The sequence below is a fragment of the Actinophytocola sp. NPDC049390 genome, from assembly GCF_044466355.1.
Lineage (GTDB): Bacteria > Actinomycetota > Actinomycetes > Mycobacteriales > Pseudonocardiaceae > Actinophytocola.
On the sequence record NZ_JBITMQ010000018.1, the window covers coordinates 93206 to 118299 of the forward strand.

Genomic DNA, 25094 nt, shown 5'->3' on the forward strand with positions numbered 1-25094 from the left:
TTCAGGGCTTTCTCAGGGGGTGTCCTTGACCTTGATCTTGCCCTCGATGATCTGCTGCTTGTACGCCTCGACCCACTCCTTGGTGTCGGCGTCGATCTTGCCGCCCGACTCGGAGTAGCCGACGCCGTCCACCTTCAGGTCGAAGACCTGCGGCAGGCCGGCGAGGTCGTTCGCGGCGACCGCGGAGATGTAGTCGAACACCGCGACGTCGACCCGCTTGAGCATGGACGTGATGATCACGTCCTTGTACTCGGCGACCGTCTTCTGGTTGTACTGGTCGGAGTCGACGCCGATGGCCATCACGTTGGCCTCCTTGGCGGCGGCGAACACGCCCTTACCGGAGGCGCCCGCGGCGTGGTACACGACGTCCGCACCCTGGTCGATCAGGCCCTTCGCGGCGACCTGGCCCTTGGGCGGGTCGGCGAAGCCGGTGAGGTCACCCGCCTCGGTGATGTACTTGGAGACGACCTCGGCGTCCGGCGACACGGTCTTCACACCCTGCTCGAAGCCGGCCTGGAACTTCTGGATCAGCGGCACGTTCACGCCACCGACGAAGCCGATCGTGCAGCTCTCGCTCTTCAGCGCGGCGATGACGCCGACGAGGAACGAGCCCTCGTGCTCCGCGAAGCCCAGGAACGTGACGTTCTTCGGCGCGTTCTCGACGAAGCCGTCGACCACGGCGAACTGGGTGTTCGGGAACTCCTTGGCGATCTTGGCGGTGGCGTCCGAGTACGCGAAGCCCACACTCACGATCGGGTTGTGCTTCTCCTGCGCCAGCTGGCGCAGACGCGTCAGCTTGGCGTCCTCGCTCTCCTGGTCGGTGGCGGTCAGCTCCTTGGTGTTCTCCTTCTTGACGCCGATGTCGGCGATGGCCTTGTCCAGGCCTGCCGCAGCCGAGTCGTTGAAGGACGCGTCACCACGGCCGCCGATGTCGAAGGCCAGACCGACCTTGAGCGCGCTGCCGTCCACCTCTGCCGCGGCGTCGGTTGTGGACGTCCCTCCGGACGCCGCCGCCGGCTTGTCCACGGTCTTGCAGCCCGCGGCGCTGTTGTCGCCGCCCGCTGGGCTGTTCGAGGATCCCGAATCCTTCGCACATCCGACCACGGACAGCACGCTGGTCAGCGCGATCGCGGTGACCGCGACTCCCCGCTTGAAGCGCAAGGCTTTCTCCCTCCGCCTTCTTCTTGACACGCCCGGCCAAGCGCCGAACGCCGACTTATTGGCGAGACCGTACTCTGCGGTCGCGGAAGTGCTACCGCCGCGTAGGACCGCGTGACCCAATCGTTCTTCGAGCGCGCGCAGACTAGTACCGAAAGTGATCGCGCGCGTGCGGTGAGGTCATTTGTGACGCTTTTGTTTCTTGATCCGTGGGCCCGTTCGCCCGATTCGGGCATAGGCCTCGGCCACTGCGACGAGGCCTTCTTCCGCTATCCGCATGGCCAGCAGAAAGTCCTCTTCGGTCTTCGCACGAGCAAGCGTCGCACCTGTTGTGTTGTACCGCTCGTAGGCCGTTCGCAGCAACGCCATCGCCTGCTCGTCCTCAAGCTCTTCCACGCCGTCCTCGACGTAGTGGCCGAGCTGGTGGTAGCGCGAACGAGCGGCCACGGCCTCGTCGTTGCTGCGCAGCCGGTGGTCCCGGCCGGACAGCACCGGGATGAGCGCACCCGCCGCCACGACCACCACGGCGATGCCGATCCACACCCAGATCACGAGACCGTCTCCTTCTCCAGCTCAGCGAGCCGCTTGTCGACCGCGATCAGCTTCGAGCGGGTGTTCGCCGCCTCGAACTCGCCCAGGACCAGCACGTACTCGCCCGCGAGGTCAGCCTGCCTGCGTGCCTGCGCGGCGTTCTCGGGCGGCGGCGGGTGCAGCACGACGTCGGCGAGCCGGTTCATGCGGGCACTCGCCGCCTCGGTCCTCGTGCGCAGGTCGGCGCCCTGGGTGGCCCGCCGCGTGACGCCCCTCGCGACCAGGCGGAGGGCGACGAACAGGGCGACCGTGCCCGCCAGGATGCCCGCGAGCGACAGGATGATCTGCCACGTCTGCAGCGTGTCCGGCGACGGTGGCGGCGGCACCACCACCGCCCGGCGCGGCGTCCCTCCGGGATAGTCCTTCGCGGCCTGCTCGTCGAACGCGAAGACGAACTCCTCGATCTGCGGGAACAGGTCGTCCTCGGTCACCCGGTAGCGCCAGCCGATCTCGGCCCGCGCGATCAGTACGAAGTCGTAGTTGTCCGGCTCCACCGGGTTCTGCGGATTCGAGAACTCCGGGCCGACGCAGAAGTCCGGGCCGTAGTCGCCGTGGTATTCACGTCCGTAAAGAATGACGAGCGAGGTCGTGACGACGTCCGCGACCTGCTCGCACAGATCGGGCCCGTGGTCGTCGAAAGGGTCCCAGGTGGACTGCGTGTTCGCGCCGAGCAGCACGACCACGATGGGCCGGTCGCCGATGAGGTCCTTCGTGCGGGCCACGTCGACCTTGCCCGGCGAGTCCGGCGCCGCGTGGACCGAGGTGGTGCGCAGGCCCTCGACGATCGTCTGGACCTGGTCGGACACCGGCGCCGGTTCCTTCGTCGGCCTGCCGAACGTGCCGTAGCCGATGAGGACCGCCACCGCGAGCGCCACGACGAGCCAGCGCGGCAGCCCGAACCAGTGGTCCTTCCGCAGCTGGACCTCCAGGCGCTTCCTGGTGCTCGCCCTCACGCCGACACCTCCACGGCGAGCCCTTCCTCGGCGATGGCGGTGACCTCGGCCATCGCCTCGGCGGTGAGTGCCTCGTCGTAGAGGTGCCGTGCGGTCGCATGCCGTTCCGCGGCGGCCGCGTTGGGCGTCTCGCCGCGTTCCTCCTCGGCGAGCAGCCGCGCGCCCAGCGCACCGATCTTCGCCATGGCCCGCGCGCTCTCCCTGCGCATCGCCCGCCGTTCGACGTCGGCCCGGTCCGCCCGGGCCCGGCGCCACGAGTAGAGGCCGGCGCCGCCGAGGACCAGCGCGGAGCCGAGCAGCACCCACGGCGTGAAGGTGTTGATGGTCTGCCGCACGTCGTAGGGCTGGGGCCGGGGTTGCGGTGGTGGCTGCGGACGCCCGTACGCGGTGTTCCTGAGCAGCGACTGGAGCCGTTCGAGAACGGTGCCGACGCGGTCCTGCATGAGGCTGCCCTGCCGGAAGCTCCCGATCTCGAAGCGACCGTAGGCGTAGTCACGGGCGGAGTCGGCCTTGGCCTGTTCGCGTGCCGCGACGTCGAGCCATCGGCCGGTGGCGACCATGATGACGTCGTCGGGGAACCGTTTGAGCAGCTCAGGCGCGTAGTCGACGATCGGCTCGCCGCGGGCGGGCGCGGGGAACGCGGCGATGCGGACGTCGATGCCGTACTTCTTCGCGACCTGCGCCATGCGGGGGTCGATCGGGTCGTCCCGGCCGGGTGCGTTGTGGACGCGGTCGGCGCGGAGCCGTGCCGCGAGGTCGTCGACCTGCGCCGTGGTGGGCCGCACGGGCGCGGTGAGCGGGACGTCGAAGTCCGCCGCCGTGTCCTCGTCGTCGGCGTAGCGCGCCGCGTAGACCACCGGGATCGTGACGTCGAGGTAGGCGGTGATCTGCCGCAGTTCCGGGATGTTCGCGGCGGTCGCCATGATGCCGGCGTCGCCGTGGAGGGACACGCTGATGCCCTCGACAAGAATCAGGTTCCTGTGGTTCTTCTCGGCCCACTCCCGCAGCGGCCGGCTCACTTCCTCGTCGTGGGCGTCGCCGTCCGCGTAGTTGTTCCCCGCCTCGATGCGGCCCGTGTAGGGGGCGACGACGAGCCAGGTGTCGTCGCCCAGCGCGGACCGCACCAGGTCCTCGTCGAAGGTGGCGACAGCGCCGGGAGCACGGTGGATCCGCTGGTCGGCCAGCTCGCGGATGGCCTGTTGAACGTCCAGCTTGGGCGGTCGCTCCTGGGGCTGGGCCACTGCCTGCGGTGCCACCCCCGCCGCGACGCCACCGGCGAGGAGCAGGCCGGCGAGCGCTTTCAACACACGCACGCCCGGCAGCCTCTCACGCCCCCTACCACCCACGACCGACAGTTCGCCGAATCACACCCGGCCATCCGGCCGAGTTGTCCACAGCCGGCCGACTTGTCCACAGATCCGCGTCGGCCCCCGGCGCCCGTCGGCGTTCCGGGGCACGATCGACGGCATGCAGCGACTCACTCCACCACCCGGAACGCCAACCCGGCACGCACCAGTCGGCGGATCAGCTTGTCCCCCATCGCGACAGCCGTCGTCACCTGACCCGAGGTCTTCGGCAGGTCGTCGAAGGCGAGGCAGAGCGCCGACTCCGCCAGCATCTTGGCGGTCTCCCCGTAGCCGGGGTCACCCCCGGACACCTCGGTGACCACCCGGCGGCCACCGCCCGTGCCGACGAACCGCGCCCGGAACCAGGCCTTGTCGCGGCGTTCCCGCGTCGGCCCGTCCCCGGACGCCATGCGCGACAGCATCCAGTCGCGGGTCGGCGGCACCTGCGCGAGCACGACCGCGGCCCCGACGGCGCCGACGATCCCGGCGGCGACGGGCAGCTTCTTGACCGCGAGGTAGTGCCCGTAGCGGAACGCGGGCCCGTACCGGTCGAGCACGCGAGCGGACCGCAGCACGACCTGCGGGTCGATGGTGGGCGCGGGAAGCACCCACGACTCGACGTCCTTCTCGAACCGGGGCCGTCCCTTGGCGCCACGGACGACCCGGCCGTCCTCGGGCCGCCCCTCCACCTGACGCCGCCTGCGGGCGATGGCGGACATCTGCCGCAACCGGGAGAACGCGGTGATCGCGGAGTGGTAGGTCCCGGCGGAGAAGGACGCGGAAGCGGACACGTATCCCTGGACGTCCAGAGGCACCCCCTCGGGCAGCTGTTCGACGGTGAACAACACCCCGAGGTCGTAAGGAATGGAGTCGAACCCGGCGGAGTGCACGATCCGCGCTCCACTCGCGACAGCGGCGTCGTGGTGGTCGAGGTACATCCGGTCGACGAACTCGGGCTCACCGGTCAGGTCGAGGTAGTCGGTTCCGGTCTCCGCACAGACAGCGACAAGTGGTTCCCCGTAACGCAAGTAAGGCCCGACGGTGGTGACGACCACCCGGGTCCGCATGACAACGGCCCGCAGGGATTCACGGTCGGTCACGTCCGCGACGAGCAAGTCGAGATCACCACACGAGGGGTTGATTTCGGCGAGCCGCTCCCGAAGTGCCAAGAGCTTCTCCCGCGACCGACCGGCGATCGCCCACCGACATCCGTTGGGCGCATGCGCCGCCAGGTACTCGGCCGTGAGGCCCCCGGTGAACCCGGTGGCACCGAAGAGCACGACGTCGAACTCCCGACCCACTGACATGCGCAAACACCCTCCGCGAGCCCATGAACCTACCGACCAGTAACCACCCTACCGACACAAATGTGAAGCCGCCCAGCGCGGCCACCCCGAAGTTAGGATCCGATCCGTGGCCTTCTTCAACACATCCCAAGAGCTGACTCGCAGATGCGAACAGAACAAGAACGACATCGAGGAGATCTACAAGCAGGGCAAGAAAACCGATGCCGGCGTCGAGCGGCTGACAACGGAGGTCGGCAACCTTTCGACCCGAGTCGGCCGTGTCGAAACCAACGTCGACAACCTGACAACCGAAGTCGGCAACCTCACGACCCGAGTCGACGAACGCTTCAACCGTCTGGAGCGGATTCTCACCCAGTCACCTGCGGTCAGCCTGTCGTCGCCCCTCGACTTCCTGCCCCCCGAGCACGAGCAGTCGCTCAGGCTCCTCGAGTCGAAAATGAACCTCTACAGCCGCCACACGCGGGACCACAGCGAGGAACTCGAGCGCCTCAGGCAACTGGTCGCCGCACACGACGTGCGGTTCGACACGATCGACAGTCAGATGTCCGAAGTGCTCAGCATCCTGCGCAGCCAGTCCACGTAGGCCGGTCAGGTCCAGAAGACAGCGATACCCACGTTCACGACGACGAGTCCGACCAGCGACGGCGGCAACCACTTCGGGGCGGGCACTCGGCGGATCACGTACACGAGGGCCAGCACGCCGATCACCAGCAGGATCAGCGTCTTGATGCCGAGCTTCATCCCGTTGTAGTCCTGGTCCGTGGTCGGCGCCAGGAGTTGCAGGGCCAGCCCGGTGATCAGCTGGAGCGCGGCGACGTGCAGCCAGCCCTGGCTCAGCGGCGCATCCGCGGGCTGCCTGCGCTGAACCAGGAACATCCCCACCAGCAGCGCCATGCCGAGCAGGTGCAGGAACACCAGAAGGAGGCGGACGAACTCCACGAGAACTACTCCCTTGGGTCTGCCAGGCCGCGGGTCAGCCCGTTGGTACCAGCAGTTCTAGCAGGCGCGATATGTCCGACTCAGGCCGGGCCGCGATCCACGATCTTTTCCCGGGCCTCCGCGTAGCGCTCGCGTAGGCCGGGAGTGACATCACCGTCGACGCGTTGCGTCGCGCCCAGCCGCCAGTTGGGTGGGGCGTTGCCGCCCGCGAGAGCCCACGCGGCCTGGCGGGCGGCGCCGTCGGCCACGTACTCGCCGGGCTCCGGGACCAGCACCGGGCGGCCGAGGACGGTGGGGGCGATGCGGCGGACGGCCGCCGACCGCGCGCCACCACCGACCAACAGCACCCGGTCGGTGCGGACGCCTTGTGCCACAAGGGCGTCCAATGCGTCCGCCAGGCCGCACAGCATGCCCTCGACGGCCGCGCGAGCCTGGTGGGCCGGGGTCGCGTTCGCCAGGCGCAGGCCGTGGATCGCGCCCGTGGCTTCCGGCAGGTTGGGGGTGCGCTCGCCCTCCAGGTACGGGACGAGGGTGAGGCCGTCGGCTCCCGGTGGGCCGGACAGCGCGAGCTCGGCGAACCGGTCGTGGTCGACGCCCAGCATGCGGGCCACCGCGTCCAGTACGCGGGCCGCGTTCAGGGTGCACACAAGCGGGAGGAAGCGGCCGGTGGCGTCGGCGAACCCGGCCACCAGTCCGGCGGCGTCGGCGCACGGCTTGTCGGCGACCGCGAACGCGGTGCCGGACGTGCCGATGGAGACGACCACGTCACCCGGTTCGGCGCCCACGCCGAGCGCGGCGGCCATGTTGTCGCCGGTGCCCGCACCCAGCAGGGCACCGGCCGGGGTGCGGCCCGCGTCGTCGGACGGGCCGAGCACCTTCGGCAAGGCAGGCACCTTGCCCAACGCCAACTCGAGGAGGTCGGTGCGATATGTGTTGGTAGCGGCGGAGAAGTACGCGGTGCCGGACGCGTCGCCGCGGTCGGTGGTCAGGCGGTCGAGGCCGCCGCCGGACAGGCGCCACGTCAGGTAGTCGTGTGGCAGGCACACGGCCGCGGTGCGGGCCACCGCGTCGGGTTCGTGGTCGCGGAGCCAGCGGAGCTTGCTCGCGGTCATCGACGCGACCGGCACGACGCCGACCGCGTCAGCCCACGCGGCGGGGCCGCCCAGCTCGTCGACGAGATCGGTCGCGGCCCGGGCGGAACGGGTGTCGTTCCACAGCAGCGCAGGCCGGACGACCTCGCCGGTCTCGGTCAGGCAGACCATGCCGTGCTGCTGGCCGGCGACCGACACGGCGGCGACATCGTCGATGCCGCCCGCCTGGTCGATCGCCGACCGCAGCGCGGTCCACCACGCCGCCGGGGCCACCTCGGTCCCGTCGGGATGCGGGGCGGAACCACTGCGCACGAGGGCGCCGGACTCCGCGTCACGCACAACCACCTTGCAGGACTGGGTCGACGAGTCGACCCCGACCACCAGCGGCATGGTCAACACCTCCGAGATCGAGTCTATGCGGGTTCGGCCACCACGCGGACCGGCCGAACGCCGCGTCCTAGAACCGCAGGTTGGCGAGGTAGTCGTAGCCCGTCTCGGCGCACTTGAGCGCGTCCACCGGCTGGTCGTTCTCGACGATGTACTCCTCGACCTCCAGCGGCCGGGTCGCACGGAAGATCCGCCGGAAGTCGATGGTGCCCTCGCCGAGGTCGGCGAAGCCGCCGTCCGGCGCGCGGTCCTTCACGTGGTACTGCTTGACGCGGCCCGCGATCTTGTAGAACTCGTGCACCGGGTCCGCGCCGGCGACCACGACCCAGTACAGGTCCATCTCGAGGCTGACGTTCCGCCGGGAGGTCCGGCCGGTCAGCACGTCGTACGGCCGCACGCCGTCGATGGCCTGGAACTCGTGGTTGTGGTTGTGGTAGCCGAACCCGATGCCCGCGCGCCGGTACGCCTTGCCCGCGGCCTCGAGCCGGTCGGCGAACGCCTCCCACTCGGCGATGGTGCCGAAGTTCGCCCACGCGACGTTGCTGCGCAGGTTGCCGAGGATCTTCGCGTCCGCGATGGCCTGGTCGATGTCACCGTCGATGCCGACGTGCGTGGAGGTCGCCCTGATGCGGCGGGCGTCCAGGAGCTGCCGGAACTCGGTGGCGCTGCGCCCGTAGGTACCGGCGAGCTCCACCTTGCGGTACCCGATGTCGGCCAGCGCGTCGAGCGTGCCCTCGAGATCGGTTTCGAGGATCGACCGCAGGGTGTACAGCTGGATGCTGATCTTGTCCTTCGGCACGCGCAGGCCCCGGTGCCCGCCCCGCCCGGCCTCCTCGGCCGACGCGATGCCGGGCAGAGCCCCGGCAGCGCCGACCGCGAGAGCGGCACCGGCGGCACCACGAAGCATGGACCTTCTCGAAATAGCCACGACAGATCCCTCCATTGGGACGGGGTGGAGATGGGGTGAATCACGAACCGGTTCGTGACCGGACGGACCGGGGGCCGAATCCGTGGTGGGGCAACCGATCGCCGCCCCACCACGGACCGCGTCAGTCCTTTGTGGAGAACGCCGCGTCGAAGGCCGCGTCCGGCTTGTCGAACAGGTGGGCCCGGATGAACGTGACCGCTTCCTCCGCGCCGCGGAGGCGGTCCATGCCCGCGTCCTCCCATTCGACGGAGATCGGGCCCTGGTAGCCGATCGCGTTCAGGGCTCGGAACGACTCCTCCCACGGGACGTCGCCGTGGCCGGTGGACACGAAGTCCCAGCCGCGGCGCGGGTCCGCCCACGCGAGGTGGCTGCCCATGCGGCCGTTGCGGCCGTCGAACCGCTTCTTCGTGTCCTTGCAGTCCACGTGGTAGATGCGGTCCGCGAAGTCGAGGATGAAGCCCACCGGGTCCAGGTCCTGCCAGATGAAGTGGCTCGGGTCCCAGTTCAGGCCGAACGCCTCGCGGTTGCCGACGGCGTCGAGGGTCTTCTTCGTGGTCCAGTAGTCGTACGCGATCTCCGACGGGTGGACCTCGTGCGCGAAGCGGACACCGACCTCGTCGAACACGTCCAGGATCGGGTTCCAGCGCCGCGCGAAGTCGGCGTAGCCGTCGTCGATGACCTCCTGGGACACCGGCGGGAACATGGCCACGTACTTCCAGATCTTGGAGCCCGTGAAGCCCACCACCGTGTTCACGCCCAGCTTGGCCGCGGCGCGGGCGGTGTCCTTCATCTCCTCGGCGGCGCGCTGGCGCACACCCTCGGGTTCGCCGTCGCCCCAGATGCGGGCCGGGAGGATGTTCTTGTGGCGCTCGTCGATCGGGTCGTCGCAGACCGCCTGGCCGACCAGGTGGTTCGAGATCGTCCAGACCTTCAGGCCGTGGGAAGCCAGCTGCTCCAGCTTCTTCTGGACGTAGTCGTCCTCCGCGAGCGCGCGGTCGACCTCGAAGTGGTCACCGGAACACGCGATCTCCAGCCCGTCATAACCCCACTGCGCGGCGAGCTTGCACACCTCCTCGAAAGGAAGGTCGGCCCACTGGCCGGTGAACAACGTGACTGGTCGACTCATCGTCGGACTCCCTCCGGAATTCCCTGCAACTGCAACAAAAGATCACGTACGCCGGTGGCGGACACCGCGGCTCCCGGCTCCGCGTCCGGCACCGAGCACAGCAGGACCGGGCCGTCGTCGGCGGAGTCGGGCAACCTGCCGTGCGAGCCGCGGACCGGGGCCGGGTCGAGCGGCACCACCTGCATCGCGTACCGCAGGCCCGCCTTCTTCTTCACCAGGTTCAGCCCCGCCTTGGCCTTCGCCAGCTTGTCCGCCGGGTTGAAGAACAGCTCGGCCGGGTCGTAGCCGGGCTTGCGGTGGATCTCCACGCCGCGCGCGAAGTCCGGCGCGCGGTCGTCGTCGAGCCAGTAGTAGTAGGTGAACCACGCGTCCGGGTCCGCCACGACGACCAGCTCCCCCGAGCGCTCGTGGTCGATGCCGTACTTGGCCTGCTCCGCGCGGTCCAGCACCTCGTCGACCCCGGCGAGCCGCGAGAGCATGTCCTTGACGCGCGGGAGGTCCGCCGAGTCGCCGACGTACACGTGTGCGACCTGGTGGTCGGCCACCGCGAACGCGCGCGACACCCACGGGTCCAGGTACTCCATGCCGTCCTGCGTGTACACCTCGAGCAGGCCCTCGCGGCGCAGCAGCCGGTTGATGTCCACCGGCCTGCGCACGTTCGTGATGCCGTACTCCGACAGCGCCACCACGGTCGCGCCTGCGTTGCGGGCGTCGTCCAGCAGCGGCTTCAGCGCCGCGTCGATCTCGCGGGCGGCCCGGGTGGCCTGCGGTGCGTCCGGGCCGAAGCGCTGCAGGTCGTAGTCCAGGTGCGGCACGTACACCAGCAGCATGTCCGGGTGGTGCTCACGCAGGATCTTCCTGGACGCGCCGATGATCCACTCGCTCGACGCCAGCGACGCCGTCGGACCCCAGTACTGGAACAGCGGGAACTCGCCCAGCGCACCGACCAACTCGTCGTGCAGGGCGGGCGGGCGCACGTACGCGTCGGGCGACTTGCGGCCGTCCGCGTGGTAGATCGGCCGCGGTGTCACGGTGATGTCGGTCGTCGCGCCCATCGCGTACCACCAGCACACGTTCGCGACCTGGAAGTCCTGCTTCGCCGCGCGGGCGGTCTCCCACACCTTCTCGCCCAGCACCAGCTTGTTGTGCTGGCGCCACAGGTGCACCTCGCCGACGTCGCGGAAGTACCAGCCGTTGCCGACGATCCCGTGGTCGCGCGGCATGGCGCCGGTCAGGAACGTCGACTGCGCGCTGCACGTGACCGCGGGCAGCACCGTGCCCAGCTCGGCCTGCCACCCGGTGTGCGCGAGCGCCCGCAGGTTGGGCATGTGCCGCAACAGCTTCGGCGTCAGCCCGACCACGTCGACCACAACGAGCTGTGTCATCGAACTCCTCCCGGTTCCAGCAGGTTCGCCACGGCCCAGCGCAGCTCCGCGGCGATGCCCCTGATCAGTGCCGTGTCACCGCCGTTGCCCGCGGTCTCGGGCAGCACGCTCCACGTGTAGGTCTCCACCTCGACGTGCGGCAGCACACCGTCCACAGTAGACGCCAAGGTGGTGACCGCGGTGCGCAGCACGTCCGTCGTCGCCGACAGCGGTGCGGCGGGCCGGGCGTGCAGCGGCACGTGGAAGTGCACGCGCCACGGGTTGCGGCCGGGCAGCTCGGTCATCGCCTGCGGCAGGTCGTCCGCCGCCAGCACCTCCCCGGTCGACGTGCGTTCCCGCACCTGGTGCAGGTAGCGCGGCTCGGTGAAGTCGGCGAGCGCGAGCCGGGCCGGGCCGGTGTCGGGGTTCTCGACCTGCAGCGCCGCGGAGGCCTGCACCTTCACGACCTCGAGACCAGAGCGGTAGATCTCGGCGACCGTGTCGGCCGGGTCGGCGAACGACACCGCGAGGTGGCAGGTGTCCAGGCACAACCCGATGTAGCGCGGGTCGACACGGGGCGCGAGCCACGCCACGGCGTCGGCGACGGTGTCGAGCACGCAGCCCGGCTCCGGCTCGACCGCGAGCCGGATGGGTCTGCCGCGTTCGGCGGCCATCCGGTCGAGCGTCGCGGTCAGCGACGTCAGCGCGGCGGTGGCGACCTCGTCGTCGGACGTCGACCACGGCGTGCGCCACGCGAGCGGCAGCGTCGAGATCGAGCCGTATGTCGCGGAATCGGGCAACAGGTCGGCCAGCACGGTGGCGCAGTCGACCGTGTACCGCAGCCGCGCCTCGTCGGTCCACTCCGGACGGTAGACGGAGTGTTTGACCACGTCGTCGTGGAAACCGCCGTACGGGAAGGCGTTGAGCGTGTACACCTCCAGCCCGCGCGCGTCCAGTTCCGCACGCAACTTCGTCCGCAGCGACGGGTCGGCCGCCAGTTCCCCGGCCAGTGCGGCGGGCAGCCACAGGCCGAGGCCGAGCACGTCGACGCCGACGAGGCGCCGGACGGGCTCGGCGTAGCGGTCGAGCTGCGCCAGCACACCGGCGAGGTCCTCGGCCGGGTGCACGTTGGTGCAGTAGGACAGCGGGGTCATGTGTTGCCGCCGCCGCGAAGTACCGAGTTGCCGGCGAACGTTTCAGCCGACGGCGAGAACCCGGGCAGTTCGTCGAGCACGAGCCGGTCGGACTGGCCGTAGAACTCGACGGGGTTCTGCCACAGCACCTTGTCGACGTCGGCTTCGGTGAACCCGGCGTCGAGCATGGCGAGCCCGGTCTTGTAGGTCTTGAGCGGGTCGGACCGGCCCCAGTCGGCGGCCGAGTTCACGATCATGCGCTCGGTGCCGTACTGCCGCAGGATCGCGACCATGCGCTTCTCGTCCATCTTGGTGTCCGGGTAGATGGAGAAGCCCATCCAGCAGCCGGACTCGTGGACGACCCCGACGGTCGGCTCGTTGAGGTGGTCGACGAGCACGTGACCGGGTTCGATGCCGGACTCCTTGACGACGTCCAGCGTCCGGCGCGTCCCGGCGAGCTTGTCCCGGTGCGGGGTGTGGACGAGCGCGGGCAGCTCGTGCTCGATCGCGAGGGCGAGCTGCCGGGAGAACACCTCGTCCTCCTCGGGCGTCATGGAGTCGTAGCCGACCTCGCCGACCGCGACCACACCGTCCTTCGCGAGGTAACGCGGCAGCACGTCGAGCACCTCGCGGCAGCGCGGGTCGTTGGCCTCCTTGGGGTTCAGCGCGATCGTGCAGTGGTGGCGGATGCCGAACTGCGCGGCACGGAACCGCTCCCAGCCGATCAGTGAGTCGAAGTAGTCGGTGTACGACGCGACGCTGGTGCGGGGCTGTCCGAGCCAGAACGCGGGCTCGACCAGTGCGCGGACGCCGGCGTCGAACATGGCCTCGTAGTCGTCGGTGGTCCGCGAGGTCATGTGGATGTGCGGGTCGAAGATCCTCACGGGCGTGCCTCCAGCAGTGTGACGGCGTCGGCGGGGACCTCGCGGCCCGCCGCCCTGCGTTCCTCGGCGTAGTCGCCGACCATGCGCAACAGCTCGGTGTCGGTGCGGCCGTCCAGTTCGGACACGGCGGCGAGCGGCACGCCGACGAACAGGCACTTCAGCACGCCGTGCCGCCAGCTGTGCGCGTCGAGGTGCTTGCCCGCGAAGTCGCCCATCGCGGCGGCGACGAGCCGGATGTCGTTGGCGCGCAACGCGTCCTTGACGAGTTCGAGCCCGGTCGCCACGGTCGCCTCCGGCAGTGAGGCGAGGCCGCGGAGCACGCCGCGGCGCTCGGCGTCGTCGCCGTACCGGTAGAGCTGCGTGATCTCCTCACCGAGCTTGCCCGCGTCGAGCACGTCGGCGAGCACGGCCAGCAGGCACATGCGCGCGAGGTCGTCGACGGTGCCGTGCACGAGGCCCTGCGGGTCGGTCTCGGGACGCAGCGGCGCGCGGCCGACCTTGCGGCCGACGGCCGGGAACAACGCGGCGATCGCCGCCGGGTCACGGCGTATCTTCTGCTCGGCCTCGACGAGCCAGGGATGGTCCACCTTGCTCACCCACTCCGGATCGGGGTCATCGCGGTTCTTCTCCGGCGCCGGCGCGTCCTGCAGTGCTGTCTGCAACGCGACGAGCGCGCGGGTGGCCACGATCGGCGCCGCGTGGCTGTGCCGTGGCAGCTCGACCGCCGCGACGCCGGTGTAGCCGATCTCGGACAGCGCGGCCAGGGTGGCGCGCAGGTCGAGTTCGCCCTCGCCGAACTCGAGGTGCTCGTGCACGCCGGGGCGCATGTCGTCGAGCTGGACGTTCACGAGCAGGTCGCCCGCGCGCCGGATGCACGTCGGCGCGTCGACGGGCTCGACGGCGACGCAGTGGCCGACGTCGAGCGTGATGCCGAGCAGCCGCGGTGCGCCCAGTTCCTCGCGGAGGCGCAGCGCGTCGGACAGGTGCTCGACGAACATGCCGGGCTCGGGTTCCAGGCCGAGCGGAACGTCCAGTTCGGACGCGGCGTCGAGCACCTGGCTGACCCCGACCCGCATGCGCCGCCACGCCGTCTCCGGGTCCACCGTGGCCGGGCGGATGCCGGACCAGAACGACACGGCGTCGGAGCCGAGCCCGGCGGCGATGCGCAGCGCGCGGACGAGGAAGTCGACGCGCCGCTCGGTGTCCTCGGACACGAGCGTCGGGTGGTGCTTGCGGCTGGGGTCGAGCAGGTAGCGGGCGCCGGTCTCGACGACGCTGGCGAGGCCGAGCCGGTCGAGCAGGTTCGCCACGTGGTCGACCTGTTTGGCGAGGTCCTCGCCGTACGGGTCGAGGTGGTGGTGGTCGAGCGTGAGCGCGACCGAGGTGTAGCCGAGGTCGGCGATGATCCGCAACGCGTCGTCGAGCCGGTGGTTCGCGAAGCCGTTCGTCCCGTACCCGAGCTTCATGTCGGGCTCACCTTCTTCGCGAGCCTGCGTGCGACGGGCAGCGCGGCGGCGACCGCGACCGCGCCGAGGAGCGACCCGCGGCGGGCGGCGAGCGCGGCCTGCAGCGGGACCATGCCGTGGATGCCCGCCATGGTGGCGGCCTTGACGGTCGGCGCGGACGGGTCCTGGGTCGCGCCGTACTGGGCGCGGCCGACGAGCCCGGAGTAGGCGCCGGAGAACGCGAGCGCGGCGAGCCGGTCACGCCAGGTGCGGGCACCGATGATCGAGGTGGCGGCGGTGGCGACGGTCCCGGCGAACGCGGCGCGCGCGGTCCTGGGGGAGGCCCCGTGCACCTCGCCGCGGGACAGGGCGGTGACGCCGTAGGTGTGGCCGCCGACGGCCATCGCGCTGGGCAGGGCCGCGCGCGCACCGGACGCGCCGGCGCCCATGAGGACGTCGAGCGCGCGGCACGCGGCCATGCCGGCGGGGCCGGCGGGCGTCTTCTTGAGGTAGGTGTCGTACGCCCAGACCGCCGCCGCGAGGGGCACGGCGACCGTGAGGGTGTCGCGGCCGCCGGCGGCGCGGGCCAGGCCCAGGCCCGCGGCGGTGAGCCCGCCGGCGACCGCGAGTGCTTGGTCGGGGCTGACGCGCCCCGACGGGATGGGCCGTTCGGGTCGCTCGACGGCGTCGAGCTTGCGATCGGCCCAGTCGTTGAGCGCCATCCCGGCCCAGTAGAAGGATGCCGATGACAGCGGGAGAAGCAAGCGCCTGCCGCGAAGTGGCCTGCCCGCCGCGGCCGCCCCGGCGACGGTGTCGCCGATGACGGTCAACGCGGCGGGAGCCCTGACAAGCTGCAGAAACGCCTTCACGACGCGGCTCCGTCGGCACTGCTGCCGTCGCTCGCGCGCGCGTTACCCGACCCCCACCCGTTCCCGGGGGCGTCCCGCCTTGCCATCTTATCGGTGGGGGGTGACTGGTCCGGGTTGTTACCCGTCGGTTGTGGATAGGTGGGCTCGTTGTGGACAAGTGTCCGCGTCCACTCGGTCAGCATGTCGGTCTGCTGCGCGAAGCGGTGTTCTTCGGTGGCGACCGGGTCCTTGAAGAAGAACGCGAGCGAGGCGAGCGGGCCCGACTGGCCCGCGGCGTGTGCGGCGGCCGTCAGGCGCGTCAGGTCCAGCACCAGCGGCGCGGCCAGCGACGAGTCCAGGCCCGTCCACGTGAACTGCAGGTTCATCCGGGCGCCGAGGAAGCCCTCGAACGACACGTGGTCCCACGCCGTCTTCTGTTCGCCCAGGTCCGGCACGTTGTCGATGTGCAGCGGCGCCGTCACGCCCTCGCCGAGCAGGGACGCCAGGCCGCGGGCCTTCGACTCCAGCTTGCCCGCCGCCTGCACCGGGTCGGCCAGGTTGGCGCCGTCGCCGCCGCCCAGCAGGTTCGTGCCCGCCCACGACCGGACCCGCAGCGCACGCGCGGTGAACATCGGGGCGAGCACCGTCCGCAGCAGGGTCTCGCCGGTCTTGCCGTCCGAGCCCGCGTACGGCAGGCCCAGCGACACGGCCAGGTCGTGCAGCACCGGCAGCCGCACGCCCGGGGACGGGGTGAAGTCGACAAAGGGACAACCGGCCCGCAGTGCCGCGTAGGCCGTCAGCGAGCTGGGCGGGAGCACCGACCTCGCCGGGTCGGCGAGCGCGGCCTCCAGCAGGTCCAGCGAGGAGTGCTCGGGAACCGCGGGCACCGGCGGCTCCGTCGACGACACGTTCACCACGATCACGCGGTCGAGGCCGTGCGTGGCCCGGAACGCCGTGATGTCCGCCACCAGCCGCGCCACCGCGTCGGCCTGCGCGCCCGTGTGCGTCGCCGGGTGGTAGCCGTCGCGGATGCGGGCGTCCACCGCGCGCAGGCCCGTCGCCGTGGCGGCCAGTACGCGGTGCGGGATGAGGCCCGCGTCGGCCAGCTGCTCGGCACGCTTCTCCAGTGGGGTGTGGACGACGTCGTGGCCACCGACCACGATGTCCTCCCACGCCGCCAACGGCACGCCCGCGAACTCGGGGCGCTCCGTCACGCAGCCGACCGGCTCGACGAGCCGCGCCCGTAACGCGAGCAGACCCACCACGGCCGTCGTGGCCACGGAGCCCCGCGCCCCGACCAGCCACAAACCCGTTCCCGCCATCCCGCAATTCCTTCCTCGAACAAAAGGTGACTCCGGTGGGCCCGCGGTGCGACACCGCGGACCCACCGGCTGCTTCACCTGGTCATCGCCTGGGGCAGCGCACTCGTCCCCTCGATGTCGTCGATGACCGCTTCGGCGTCACGCTCCAGGACCGCGCGCACATCCTCGTCACCGACGAGCGTCTCGTCGGTGGCCAGCTGCACGAACGTGCCCAGGTAACGCACCGCTCTGGTGTCGTTCCCGTTCGCCTCCGCCTTGGCGGCCTTGGCGTGCAGGCTCTTCAGCTGCTGGTACGCCGACTGCGACAACCGGTTGGTCGCCCGGAAGCGGTCCAGCAGCTGCCTGATGTCCCGCAGGGACGTGGTCGTCGCGAAGGTCAGCGACTGGGACGTCACGTTCCCCGCGGTGTCGGTCGCGGAGACCGTGAACCCGTGCGTGCCCAGCGGCAACTGGTACAGCGCGAGCACCCGCCCCGATGTGATCGGCGCACCGTCCAGCGCCCCTGTCACCGAGGCGACCCCGGACGTGGCGTCCTCCGCGTGCCACGACAGCACCACGTCGGAGGCGTCGCCGTAGATGTACCCGTCGGCCACGCCGGCCACCATGAGCGTCGGCTTCGTGGCGTCGATCTTGATGGTCGCCGCCTTCGACGGCTCGGAGTTACCGGCCCGGTCCACCGCGTGGTACAGCAGCGTGTGCTCACCGTCACCGGTCACGTCGACCGTGCCGGTGTAGCGGGTCCACTCGCCACCGTCCAGCTTGTACTCGATGAACTCGACACCCAGGCCCTCGTCCTCGGCGGTCAGCGACACCGGGACGGTGCCCGGGTGCCAGCCGGTCGACGCGGGCGGCGCGAAGGTCGCGGTCGTGACCGGCGCGGTCTCGTCCACGAGTTCCTTGATCTGGATGTTCCGGAACCAGACGTCGTCGCCGTTGCCGTGGTTCTGGATGCCGACGAACCCCTGCGTGAGGTCACGGGCCGGGTCGGTGCTGGTGAAGTCGTTGATCAGCACCCCGTTGAGGAAGACCTTGATGGTCTGCCCCACGACCTGGATCTCGTAGGCGTTCCACTCACCCGGCGGGTTGAGCGCGCCGTCACGGGCCGCGATGTCCGCCGACTGGAACGAGTAGATCGAACCGGTCGTCTTCTCCGGCGCGTCCGTGGCGTCGATCTGGATCTCGTAGCCCTGGTTGACCGCGACCCACGGGTCGTCGCCCGGCTCCGGGTAGCCCACGAAGATGCCGGAGTTGTCGTCCCCGGCCATCTTCCAGTCCAGCTTCAGGCTGTAGGCGTTGAACTCCTCTTCGAAGGAGAGCAGGCCCATGCCGCCGGTGGACAGGATCGTGCAGTCCTCCTGCTGGACGAACTCGCCGGGACCGGACATCTTCCAGTTCCCGAGGCTCGCCGCCGTGCCGTCGTAGAGGGCGCGGTAGCCCGCCTCCGGCGTGAACGGCGTGCACTCCCGCGGGTCGGCCGGGCCGGCCACGCCGTCACCCTGCACCTGGATGTTGTCCACGTCGAACCCGCCGGAGAACACCAGGTACAGCGGGCCGGTGCCACCCGGGTCGGTGATCGGCGCGGGCGGGATGTCCACGTAGTTGTCCCAGCCGCCGGTGTTGGCCACCTGCACGGTCTGCACCACCGGACCGTCCACCGCGTTCTTGCGGACGGTGATCGTGCCGCCGGAACCACCCGAGGACACCCGGTAGCCGATCGCGTCGACGCCGGTCAGGTTGATCGGGTCGAAGGAGATCCAGTCACCGTTGTCGATGTAGCCGACGCGCTTGCCGCCGCTCGCACCCGCCGCGTTGACGATCTGCGTGCCGTTGTTCTCGGTGAAGAACTCGGCCTGCTTCAGCTTCGGCTGCAACACGATCTCGTCCGAGCCGGTCAGCGCCGGGGCGTTCGGCGCACCCGTGTCGGTGTAGCTCGCGTTGATCACGCCGAACACGTCGGCGTCCAGGCCGTGGCCCTCGTCGGCGGGCGTGGTGATCTCACCCTCGCAACCCGTGGCCCGCGACAGCGGGTGCCCGTGGTTGTCGTGGCCGAGGATGTACTCCACGGTCACCTTCGAGCAGTCGATCGACGCGTCCTCCGGGTCGGTGACGGTGACCTTGAACGGCACGGTGTCGCCGTAGCCGAAGAAGCCGCCGTTCACCGGCAGGTCGAGCTTCACGGTGGGGGCGGTGTTGCCCGCCGTGACCACGACGCTCGCCGCGCCGGTCAGCCCGGTCTCGTCGGTCACCGCCAGGTGCGCGGTGTACTGGCCCGGCGTTTCGTAGGTGTGCGAGACCGGTGTCTCCTCGGTGGAGTCGGTCGTGCCGTCCCCGTCGAAGTCCCACGCGTAGGTCAGGTCACCGCCGTCCTCGTCGGCCGTGCCCGTCGGGTCGAACCGCACGGTCAGCGGCGCCGGGCCGGACGTTTTGTCCGCCGCCAGCTCCACCACCGGGGTCCGGTTGCCCTTGGTGTAGTCGATCCGGTAGACCGCCGAGTCCGGCGCGCCGCCGAAGTAGCCGCTGCCGTAGTCCAGCACGTACAGCGAACCGTCCGGGCCGAACTCGATGTTCATCGGGCGGGTCAGCGCCATCGAGTCGAAGAACGGCTCGATCGCGCCGCGCTCGCCGTTCGCGCCGACCTCGATCGTCTTGATCCAGCCGCGGTCCCACTCGTAGGCGAAGTTCTTGCCGTCGTAGAACTCGGGGAACTTCGTCGGCGAGTCCAGCGCCGGGTCGTACCGGTACACCGGGCCGCCCATGGGCGACTCGCCACCGGTGCCGAACTCCGGCACGGAACCGCCGTCGTACGGGATCCACGCCGGCTGCACCGGCGGCAGGTCCACGAGACCGGTGTTGTTCGGGGACTCGTTCTTCGGCGCCGCGCAGTCGAACGCCGACCCCGACGTGCCGGTGGCGAAGTCGTAGTCGATGAACGGCTGGTTGTCGCCGACGCAGTACGGCCACCCGTAGTTGCCCGGCTCCTTGATCAGGTTGAACTCGACGGTGCCCGCCGGGCCACGCGCGGGGTTCGCCGAACCGGCGTCCGGACCGTAGTCACCGAGGTAGATCCAGCCCGTCTCCCTGTCCACGGCGAACCGGAACGGGTTGCGGAACCCCATCGCGTAGATCTCCGGGCGGGTCTTCTCGGTGCCCGGCGCGAACAGGTTCCCGTCGGGGACGGTGTACGAGCCGTCGGCCTGGACGGTGATCCGGACGATCTTGCCGCGCAGGTCGTTCGTGTTCGCCGCCGACCGCTGGCCGTCGAACGCCGGGTTGCGCGTGCTCCGCTCGTCGATCGGCGAGTAGCCGTCCGAGGCGAACGGGTTGGTGTCGTCGCCGGTGGACAGCAGCAGGTTGCCCGCCCCGTCGAAGTCGATCTCGCCACCGGCGTGGCAGCAGATGCCGCGGTCCGCGGGGACCTGCAGGATCTGCTGCTCGCTCGCGAGGTCGAGCTTGCCGTCCTCGCCCAGCTTGAAGCGGGACAGCTGGTTGTGGCCCTTGAACGGCTCGAAGTCCGCCGCGGTCCCGTTCTCCGGCGCGTCACCGGCCGGGGTGTCGAGCGGGGGCGCGTAGTACAGGTACACCCACCGGTTGGTGGCGAAGTCCGGGTCGATGGCGACGCCCTGCAGGCCGTCCTCGTCGTGGTTGTACACGGGGATCTGGCCGGCGAGGGTGGTCGTGGCCTCCGGCGTGGTCAGCCAGACGCGGCCGTCGCGGGAGGTGTGGATCACCTTGCGGTCGGGCAGCACGGCGAGCGCGATCGGCTCACCCGTGCTCGGCTCGCCCTTGGCGAGGGTGATCTGGTCGAAGTCGCCGTCGACCGGTGGCTCGGTCGGTCCGCCGTCGGCGGGGGCGCAGTCGGCGGCTTCCAGACCGGCCGCGTACCTGATGCCGCCCGCCAGCGAGGCGAGGAACTCGGGCTCCGCGTAGGACGCCTGCGTGTGGCCCATGCCGGTGTACCAGGAGCGGCCCTGCTCCTGCGCGTGGCACCACATGATCGGGTGGTCGTCGCCCATGGCGCCGCTGCCCGGGTCGTAGCTCGACTCGTCCAGTGTGGCCAGGACCCTGACGTTCGCCCGCGGGTTGGAGCGGTAGTTGTACCACTCGTCGGTGCGGGTCCACTGGTACGGCAACGGCGCGGACGAGGGGTGGTCCCGCGCGGTGACGTCCACCGTGGCTTCCTGGATCGCCGGGTGCGACTGGAAGTACGCGCCCACGAGCGAGCCGTACCAGGGCCAGTCGTACTCGGTGTCGGCGGCCGCGTGGACGCCCGCGTACCCGCCGCCGCCGTTGACGTAGTTCTCGAACGCGGTCTGCTGGTCGGCGTTCAGCACGTCACCGGTCGTGGAAAGGAACACGACGGCGGCGAATCGCGACAGGTTGTCGGCCGTGAACGCGGTGGCGTCCTCGGTCGCCTCGACGGCGAACCCCTCGCTCTCGCCGAGCGTCTTGATGGCGGCGATACCCGCGGGAATGGAGTCGTGGCGGAAGCCCGCGGTCTTGGAGAACACCAGGACGGTGGCATCGGCCTCGGCCGACGAGGCGCTCACCGGCTGCGCGGAGGCGACACCGACTCCCGTCAGCAAAGCCAGTCCGGCCACGGCGAAACGCGATGCGCCGCGTAGTCCCCGCCTCACCCCTGGTGGTTTGACCGCATTCTTACTCTTACTGATCCCTCGCACTGGTAACTTCTCCTTGTTCTCACCGAATGGGGACCGCGAGAAGGGTTTTGAACTCCTTTCCGTGTTGCGGCGTCGCCTGACGTGCCGGTCGGGCGACGCCGCTTTTCCGTACGGACTTAACGAGTGCCGAATAGGTGCTCGAGTGCGAGCTGGTCCAATTTCTCCACGCCCGCACCGCGAGCGGCGGCCGCGTCGATGTCGAGCTCCTCCGCGCGCAGGTCCGCGAGGCTCTCCCCGGCGCCGAGCGTGGGCTCCGACAGCTGGTCCACCCTGGCCGCCGCACGCGCCTCCGCGACCTCCGGGTCGGCGCGGAACGCCCGCGCCTTCTCCGCGAAGATCAGGTAGTTGCGCATGCAGCCCTTCGCCGACTCCCAGACACCGGCCTCGTCCTCGATCCGGCCGGGCTTGAAGTCGAAGTGGCGCGGGCCGTCGTAGCCGCCGTGCTCCAGCAGGTCGACCAGCAGGAACGCCGACTTCACGTCACCGTTGCCGAACCGCAGGTCCTGGTCGTAACGCGGACCGTTCTGCCCGTTCAGGTCGATGTGGAACAGCTTGCCGTGCCACAGCGCCTGCGCGTAGCCCTGGACCACCGACATGCCCGCCATCTGCTCGTGCCCGACCTCGGGGTTGAGGCCGACGCGGTCCGGTTCCTCCAGCTCGGAGATGAACGCGATCGCGTGCCCGATCGTCGGCAGGAAGATGTCGCCGCGCGGCTCGTTGGGCTTGGGCTCCAGCGCGAACCGGATGTCGTAGCCCTGCTCCCGCACGTACGCGCACAGGATGTCCAGCGACTCCTTGTACCGGTCCAACGCGGCGCGGGTGTCCTTCGCGACCCCGGACTCGGCGCCTTCGCGGCCGCCCCAGAGCACGTAGGTCTTCGCACCGAGCTCCGCGGCCAGGTCCAGGTTGCGCAGGACCTTCTTCAGCGCGAACCGCCGGATGTCCCGGTCGTTCGCGGTGAGCCCGCCCTCCTTGAACACCGGGTGGGCGAACAGGTTGGTCGTCGCCATCGGCACGACCAGGCCGGTGGCGTCGAGCGCCTTGCGGAAGCTCGCGATCCGCGACTCCCGGTCGGACTCCGACGACCCGAACGGGATCAGGTCGTCGTCGTGGAACGTGACGCCGTACGCGCCGAGTTCCGCGAGCTTCTCCACCGCGTACGCCGGGTCCATCGGTGCGCGGGTCGCGACACCGAACGGGTCAACCCCCTGCCACCCGATCGTCCACAACCCGAAGCTGAACTTGTGCTCCGGACGCGGTGTGTAATCACTCATACCTACTGGACCTCCGTCCATGCCGAACCGTTCTCGGCACTGCGCTCGACAGCACCGAGCACCCGCTGCACTTGGAGCCCGTCCGCGAAGGACGGTGCCGGGTCGATCCCCGTGTGGATCGCGCGCACGAAGTCCACGACCTCGTGGGTGAAGGTGTGCTCGTACCCGAGCAGGTGGCCCGGCGGCCACCAGGCACCGACGTACGGGTGCGTCGGCTCGGTCACGAGGATGCGGCGGAAGCCGCCCTCGTCGTCCGCGTTCGCGCCGTCGAAGAAGTACAGCTCGTTCATGGACTCGAACTCGAAGCGCAGCGAGCCGAGCGAGCCGTTGATCTCGACGGACATGCCGTTCTTGCGGCCCAGCGCGAACCGGGTGGCCTCGTAGGTGGCGAGGGCGCCACTGGCGAACCGTCCGAAGAAGACCGCCGCGTCGTCGACGGTCACGTCGTCGATCTTCTCGCCGGACTCGTCGGGGCGCTTCGCGACGAAGGTGTTGGTGAGCGCGGAAACCCCGGTCAGCAGCTCGCCGACGAGGTACTGCGTGGCGTCGACGATGTGCGCGCCGAGGTCGCCGAGCGCGCCGGAGCCCGCGGACTCCTTGCGCAGCCGCCACGTCATCGGCGCGTTCTCGTCGGACAGCCAGTCCTGCAGGTACAGCGCGCGGACGTGCCGGATCTCGCCGAGCCGACCGGCCTCGATCAGCTTGCGCGCGTAGGCGATGGCGGGCACGCGGCGGTAGTTGAAGGCCACCATGGAGCGCACCCCCCGCTCCTTGGCCGCCTCAGCCGCCGCCGTCATCGCCTCCGCCTCCTCGACGGTGTTGGCGAGCGGCTTCTCGCACAGCACGTGCTTGCCCGCCTCGAGCGCCGCCACGGCGATCTCGCAGTGCGAGTCGCCCGGCGTGCAGATGTCCACGATCTGCACGTCGGGCGAGTTGACCAGCTCACGCCAGTCGGTCTGCACGCTGGCGAACCCGAACTTCGCCGCGGCCGCCTTGGTGCGCGCGAGGTCACGCCCACCGAGCACGGCGAGTTCCGGTGTCACCGGCAGGTCGAAGAACCGGTGCGCGGTCCGCCACGCATGGGAGTGCACCGCACCCATGAACGCGTGGCCGACCATGCCGACCCCGATCCGTCCCCCGCTGCCCTCTGTCATCTCACCCTCCGTCTTTCTTCTTCACCAAGAAGTTCGCCAACACACCCGCTTCCGGCACGATCAGGAGAAGCCGACGTCCATGTAGTCGTCGACGTTCTCCTTCGTGACCACGGCCGAGTAGGTCGTGATCGACGAGGGGATCTCGTGCTCGGCGAGGTCACCCATGCCCTTCGACTGGCCGAGCAGGCGGGCCAGCGACACGGCGGAGGACGCCATCGACGGGTTGTAGAGGACGGTCGCCTTCAGGACGTTGTTGTCCGCCTTGATGTGGTCCATCGCGGCCTTCGAACCCGCGCCGCCGACCATGATGAACTCGGTGCGGTTGGCCGCGGTGATCGCCGCCAGCACGCCGACGCCCTGGTCGTCGTCGTGGTTCCACAGCGCGTCGAGCTTGCTGGCGCCCTGCAGCAGGTTCGCGGTCTGCCGCTCACCGGACTCCACCGTGAACTCGGCCGCGACCCGCGGCCCGACCTGCAGACCGGCCTTGGCGAGCGCGTCCTTGAAGCCCTTGCTGCGTTCCTGGGTCAGCGGCAGCGAGTCGATGCCCGCCACCTCGCCGATGACCGGGTTCGAGACGCCCTTGGCCTTCATCTGCTCGGCGATGTAGTTGCCGGCGTTGACACCCATCCGGTAGTTGTCGCCACCGATCCAGGTGCGGTACGCGAGCGGCGTGTCGAAGATGCGGTCCAGGTTGATCACCGGGATGCCCGCGTCCATCGCCGCCTGGCCGGTCGCGGTGAGCGCCTTGCCGTCGAACGGCAGGATCACGAGCACGTCGACCTTGTCGTTGATCAGCGTCTCGACCTGTGCGATCTGCTGGTTGACGTCGTTCGTGCCCTCGGTGGCGTTGAACGTGACGTCCTCGAACGCCTCGGCCTGCGCCTGCGCGTTCTTGGTGATGGCCGCGATCCAGCCGTGGTCCGCCGCCGGCGCGGAGAAGCCGATGGTGACCTGCTTGCCCTTCGCGGCGTTGTCACCACCGCCCTGCGCGACCTGCTGCGGCTGGTCGGCACCGGACTCGTTGGAGGTGCAGCCGACGAGCACGGCGCTCGCGCCGAGCGCGCCAGCACCGAAGAGGAACCGGCGGCGGGCCAGTGACGGGTCCATGGACATGGGTACTCCCTTGTACTGAAGGTCTTACTGTGTCGGGGTTTTCGGTTGCAGG

At 70.1% G+C, this 25094-nt stretch carries 20 protein-coding genes; 1 reads left to right on the top strand and 19 read right to left on the bottom strand.

Annotation, left to right across the window (positions count from 1 at the left end):
* Nucleotides 1-12: 12 nt before the first annotated feature.
* The 5 genes from ACIBVP_RS38575 to ACIBVP_RS38595 all read right to left on the bottom strand — a co-directional run bounded on the left by ACIBVP_RS38575 (nucleotide 13) and on the right by ACIBVP_RS38595 (nucleotide 5355).
* A complete protein-coding gene (locus ACIBVP_RS38575) occupies nucleotides 13-1161 on the bottom strand; it encodes a BMP family protein (protein WP_396111444.1) in 1149 nt (382 codons plus the stop codon).
* Between the two features lie 177 nt (nucleotides 1162-1338).
* Complete coding sequence (locus ACIBVP_RS38580) at nucleotides 1339-1710, bottom strand: hypothetical protein (RefSeq protein WP_396111445.1); 372 nt, start codon at nucleotides 1708-1710, stop codon at nucleotides 1339-1341.
* Nucleotides 1707-2702 carry a hypothetical protein gene (locus ACIBVP_RS38585; protein ID WP_396111446.1) on the bottom strand — a complete coding sequence of 332 codons (996 nt, stop codon included), beginning with the start codon at nucleotides 2700-2702 and terminating at the stop codon, nucleotides 1707-1709. Before ACIBVP_RS38585 ends, ACIBVP_RS38580 begins: the two co-directional genes overlap by 4 nt.
* On the bottom strand, nucleotides 2699-4015 hold the full coding sequence (locus ACIBVP_RS38590; protein ID WP_396111447.1) for a hypothetical protein: 1317 nt from the start codon (nucleotides 4013-4015) through the stop codon (nucleotides 2699-2701). The genes ACIBVP_RS38585 and ACIBVP_RS38590 overlap by 4 nt, the downstream gene beginning before the upstream one ends.
* Before the next feature lie 164 nt (nucleotides 4016-4179).
* On the bottom strand, nucleotides 4180-5355 hold the full coding sequence (locus ACIBVP_RS38595) for a saccharopine dehydrogenase family protein (protein WP_396111448.1): 1176 nt from the start codon (nucleotides 5353-5355) through the stop codon (nucleotides 4180-4182).
* A gap of 106 nt (nucleotides 5356-5461) precedes the next feature.
* Here ACIBVP_RS38595 and ACIBVP_RS38600 point away from each other — a divergent pair, with 106 nt between their 5' ends.
* Nucleotides 5462-5938 (top strand): hypothetical protein, encoded by a 477-nt coding sequence (locus ACIBVP_RS38600; protein ID WP_396111449.1) that lies wholly within the window; start codon nucleotides 5462-5464, stop codon nucleotides 5936-5938.
* A 5-nt stretch (nucleotides 5939-5943) separates the two neighbouring features.
* Here ACIBVP_RS38600 and ACIBVP_RS38605 read toward each other — a convergent pair whose 3' ends face one another.
* The 14 genes from ACIBVP_RS38605 to ACIBVP_RS38670 form a co-directional block, all read right to left on the bottom strand.
* The gene (locus ACIBVP_RS38605) at nucleotides 5944-6294 is read right to left on the bottom strand and encodes a hypothetical protein (RefSeq protein ID WP_396111450.1); all 351 of its coding nucleotides are present in this window, start codon (nucleotides 6292-6294) and stop codon (nucleotides 5944-5946) included.
* Between the two features lie 80 nt (nucleotides 6295-6374).
* Nucleotides 6375-7775 carry a xylulokinase gene (xylB, locus tag ACIBVP_RS38610; protein ID WP_396111451.1) on the bottom strand — a complete coding sequence of 467 codons (1401 nt, stop codon included), beginning with the start codon at nucleotides 7773-7775 and terminating at the stop codon, nucleotides 6375-6377.
* Nucleotides 7776-7842: 67 nt separating this feature from the next.
* Complete coding sequence (locus ACIBVP_RS38615; protein WP_396111452.1) at nucleotides 7843-8679, bottom strand: sugar phosphate isomerase/epimerase family protein; 837 nt, start codon at nucleotides 8677-8679, stop codon at nucleotides 7843-7845.
* A gap of 142 nt (nucleotides 8680-8821) precedes the next feature.
* Nucleotides 8822-9826 carry a sugar phosphate isomerase/epimerase family protein gene (locus tag ACIBVP_RS38620; protein ID WP_396111453.1) on the bottom strand — a complete coding sequence of 335 codons (1005 nt, stop codon included), beginning with the start codon at nucleotides 9824-9826 and terminating at the stop codon, nucleotides 8822-8824.
* A complete protein-coding gene (locus tag ACIBVP_RS38625) occupies nucleotides 9823-11211 on the bottom strand; it encodes an alkaline phosphatase family protein (RefSeq protein WP_396111454.1) in 1389 nt (462 codons plus the stop codon). Before ACIBVP_RS38625 ends, ACIBVP_RS38620 begins: the two co-directional genes overlap by 4 nt.
* Entirely contained in the window at nucleotides 11208-12344 is a 1137-nt protein-coding gene (eboE, locus tag ACIBVP_RS38630; protein ID WP_396111455.1) for a metabolite traffic protein EboE, read from the bottom strand. Before eboE ends, ACIBVP_RS38625 begins: the two co-directional genes overlap by 4 nt.
* Entirely contained in the window at nucleotides 12341-13207 is an 867-nt protein-coding gene (locus tag ACIBVP_RS38635; protein WP_396111456.1) for a TatD family hydrolase, read from the bottom strand. The genes eboE and ACIBVP_RS38635 overlap by 4 nt, the downstream gene beginning before the upstream one ends.
* Complete coding sequence (locus ACIBVP_RS38640) at nucleotides 13204-14673, bottom strand: EboA domain-containing protein (protein ID WP_396111458.1); 1470 nt, start codon at nucleotides 14671-14673, stop codon at nucleotides 13204-13206. The genes ACIBVP_RS38635 and ACIBVP_RS38640 overlap by 4 nt, the downstream gene beginning before the upstream one ends.
* A complete protein-coding gene (locus ACIBVP_RS38645; RefSeq protein ID WP_396111459.1) occupies nucleotides 14670-15521 on the bottom strand; it encodes an SCO3242 family prenyltransferase in 852 nt (283 codons plus the stop codon). Before ACIBVP_RS38645 ends, ACIBVP_RS38640 begins: the two co-directional genes overlap by 4 nt.
* Nucleotides 15518-16822, bottom strand: a complete 1305-nt coding sequence (locus ACIBVP_RS38650; RefSeq protein ID WP_396111460.1) for an inositol-3-phosphate synthase — start codon at nucleotides 16820-16822, stop codon at nucleotides 15518-15520. The genes ACIBVP_RS38645 and ACIBVP_RS38650 overlap by 4 nt, the downstream gene beginning before the upstream one ends.
* A gap of 74 nt (nucleotides 16823-16896) precedes the next feature.
* Complete coding sequence (locus ACIBVP_RS38655; protein ID WP_396111461.1) at nucleotides 16897-21420, bottom strand: ThuA domain-containing protein; 4524 nt, start codon at nucleotides 21418-21420, stop codon at nucleotides 16897-16899.
* A gap of 197 nt (nucleotides 21421-21617) precedes the next feature.
* Nucleotides 21618-22775: a xylose isomerase gene (gene xylA, locus ACIBVP_RS38660; protein ID WP_396111462.1), complete on the bottom strand. Its 1158-nt coding sequence runs from the start codon at nucleotides 22773-22775 to the stop codon at nucleotides 21618-21620.
* A gap of 2 nt (nucleotides 22776-22777) precedes the next feature.
* A complete protein-coding gene (locus ACIBVP_RS38665) occupies nucleotides 22778-23929 on the bottom strand; it encodes a Gfo/Idh/MocA family protein (RefSeq protein ID WP_396111463.1) in 1152 nt (383 codons plus the stop codon).
* A 60-nt stretch (nucleotides 23930-23989) separates the two neighbouring features.
* Nucleotides 23990-25042, bottom strand: coding sequence for a substrate-binding domain-containing protein (locus tag ACIBVP_RS38670; RefSeq protein WP_396111464.1), 1053 nt, complete (start codon nucleotides 25040-25042; stop codon nucleotides 23990-23992).
* Nucleotides 25043-25094 lie beyond the last annotated feature (52 nt).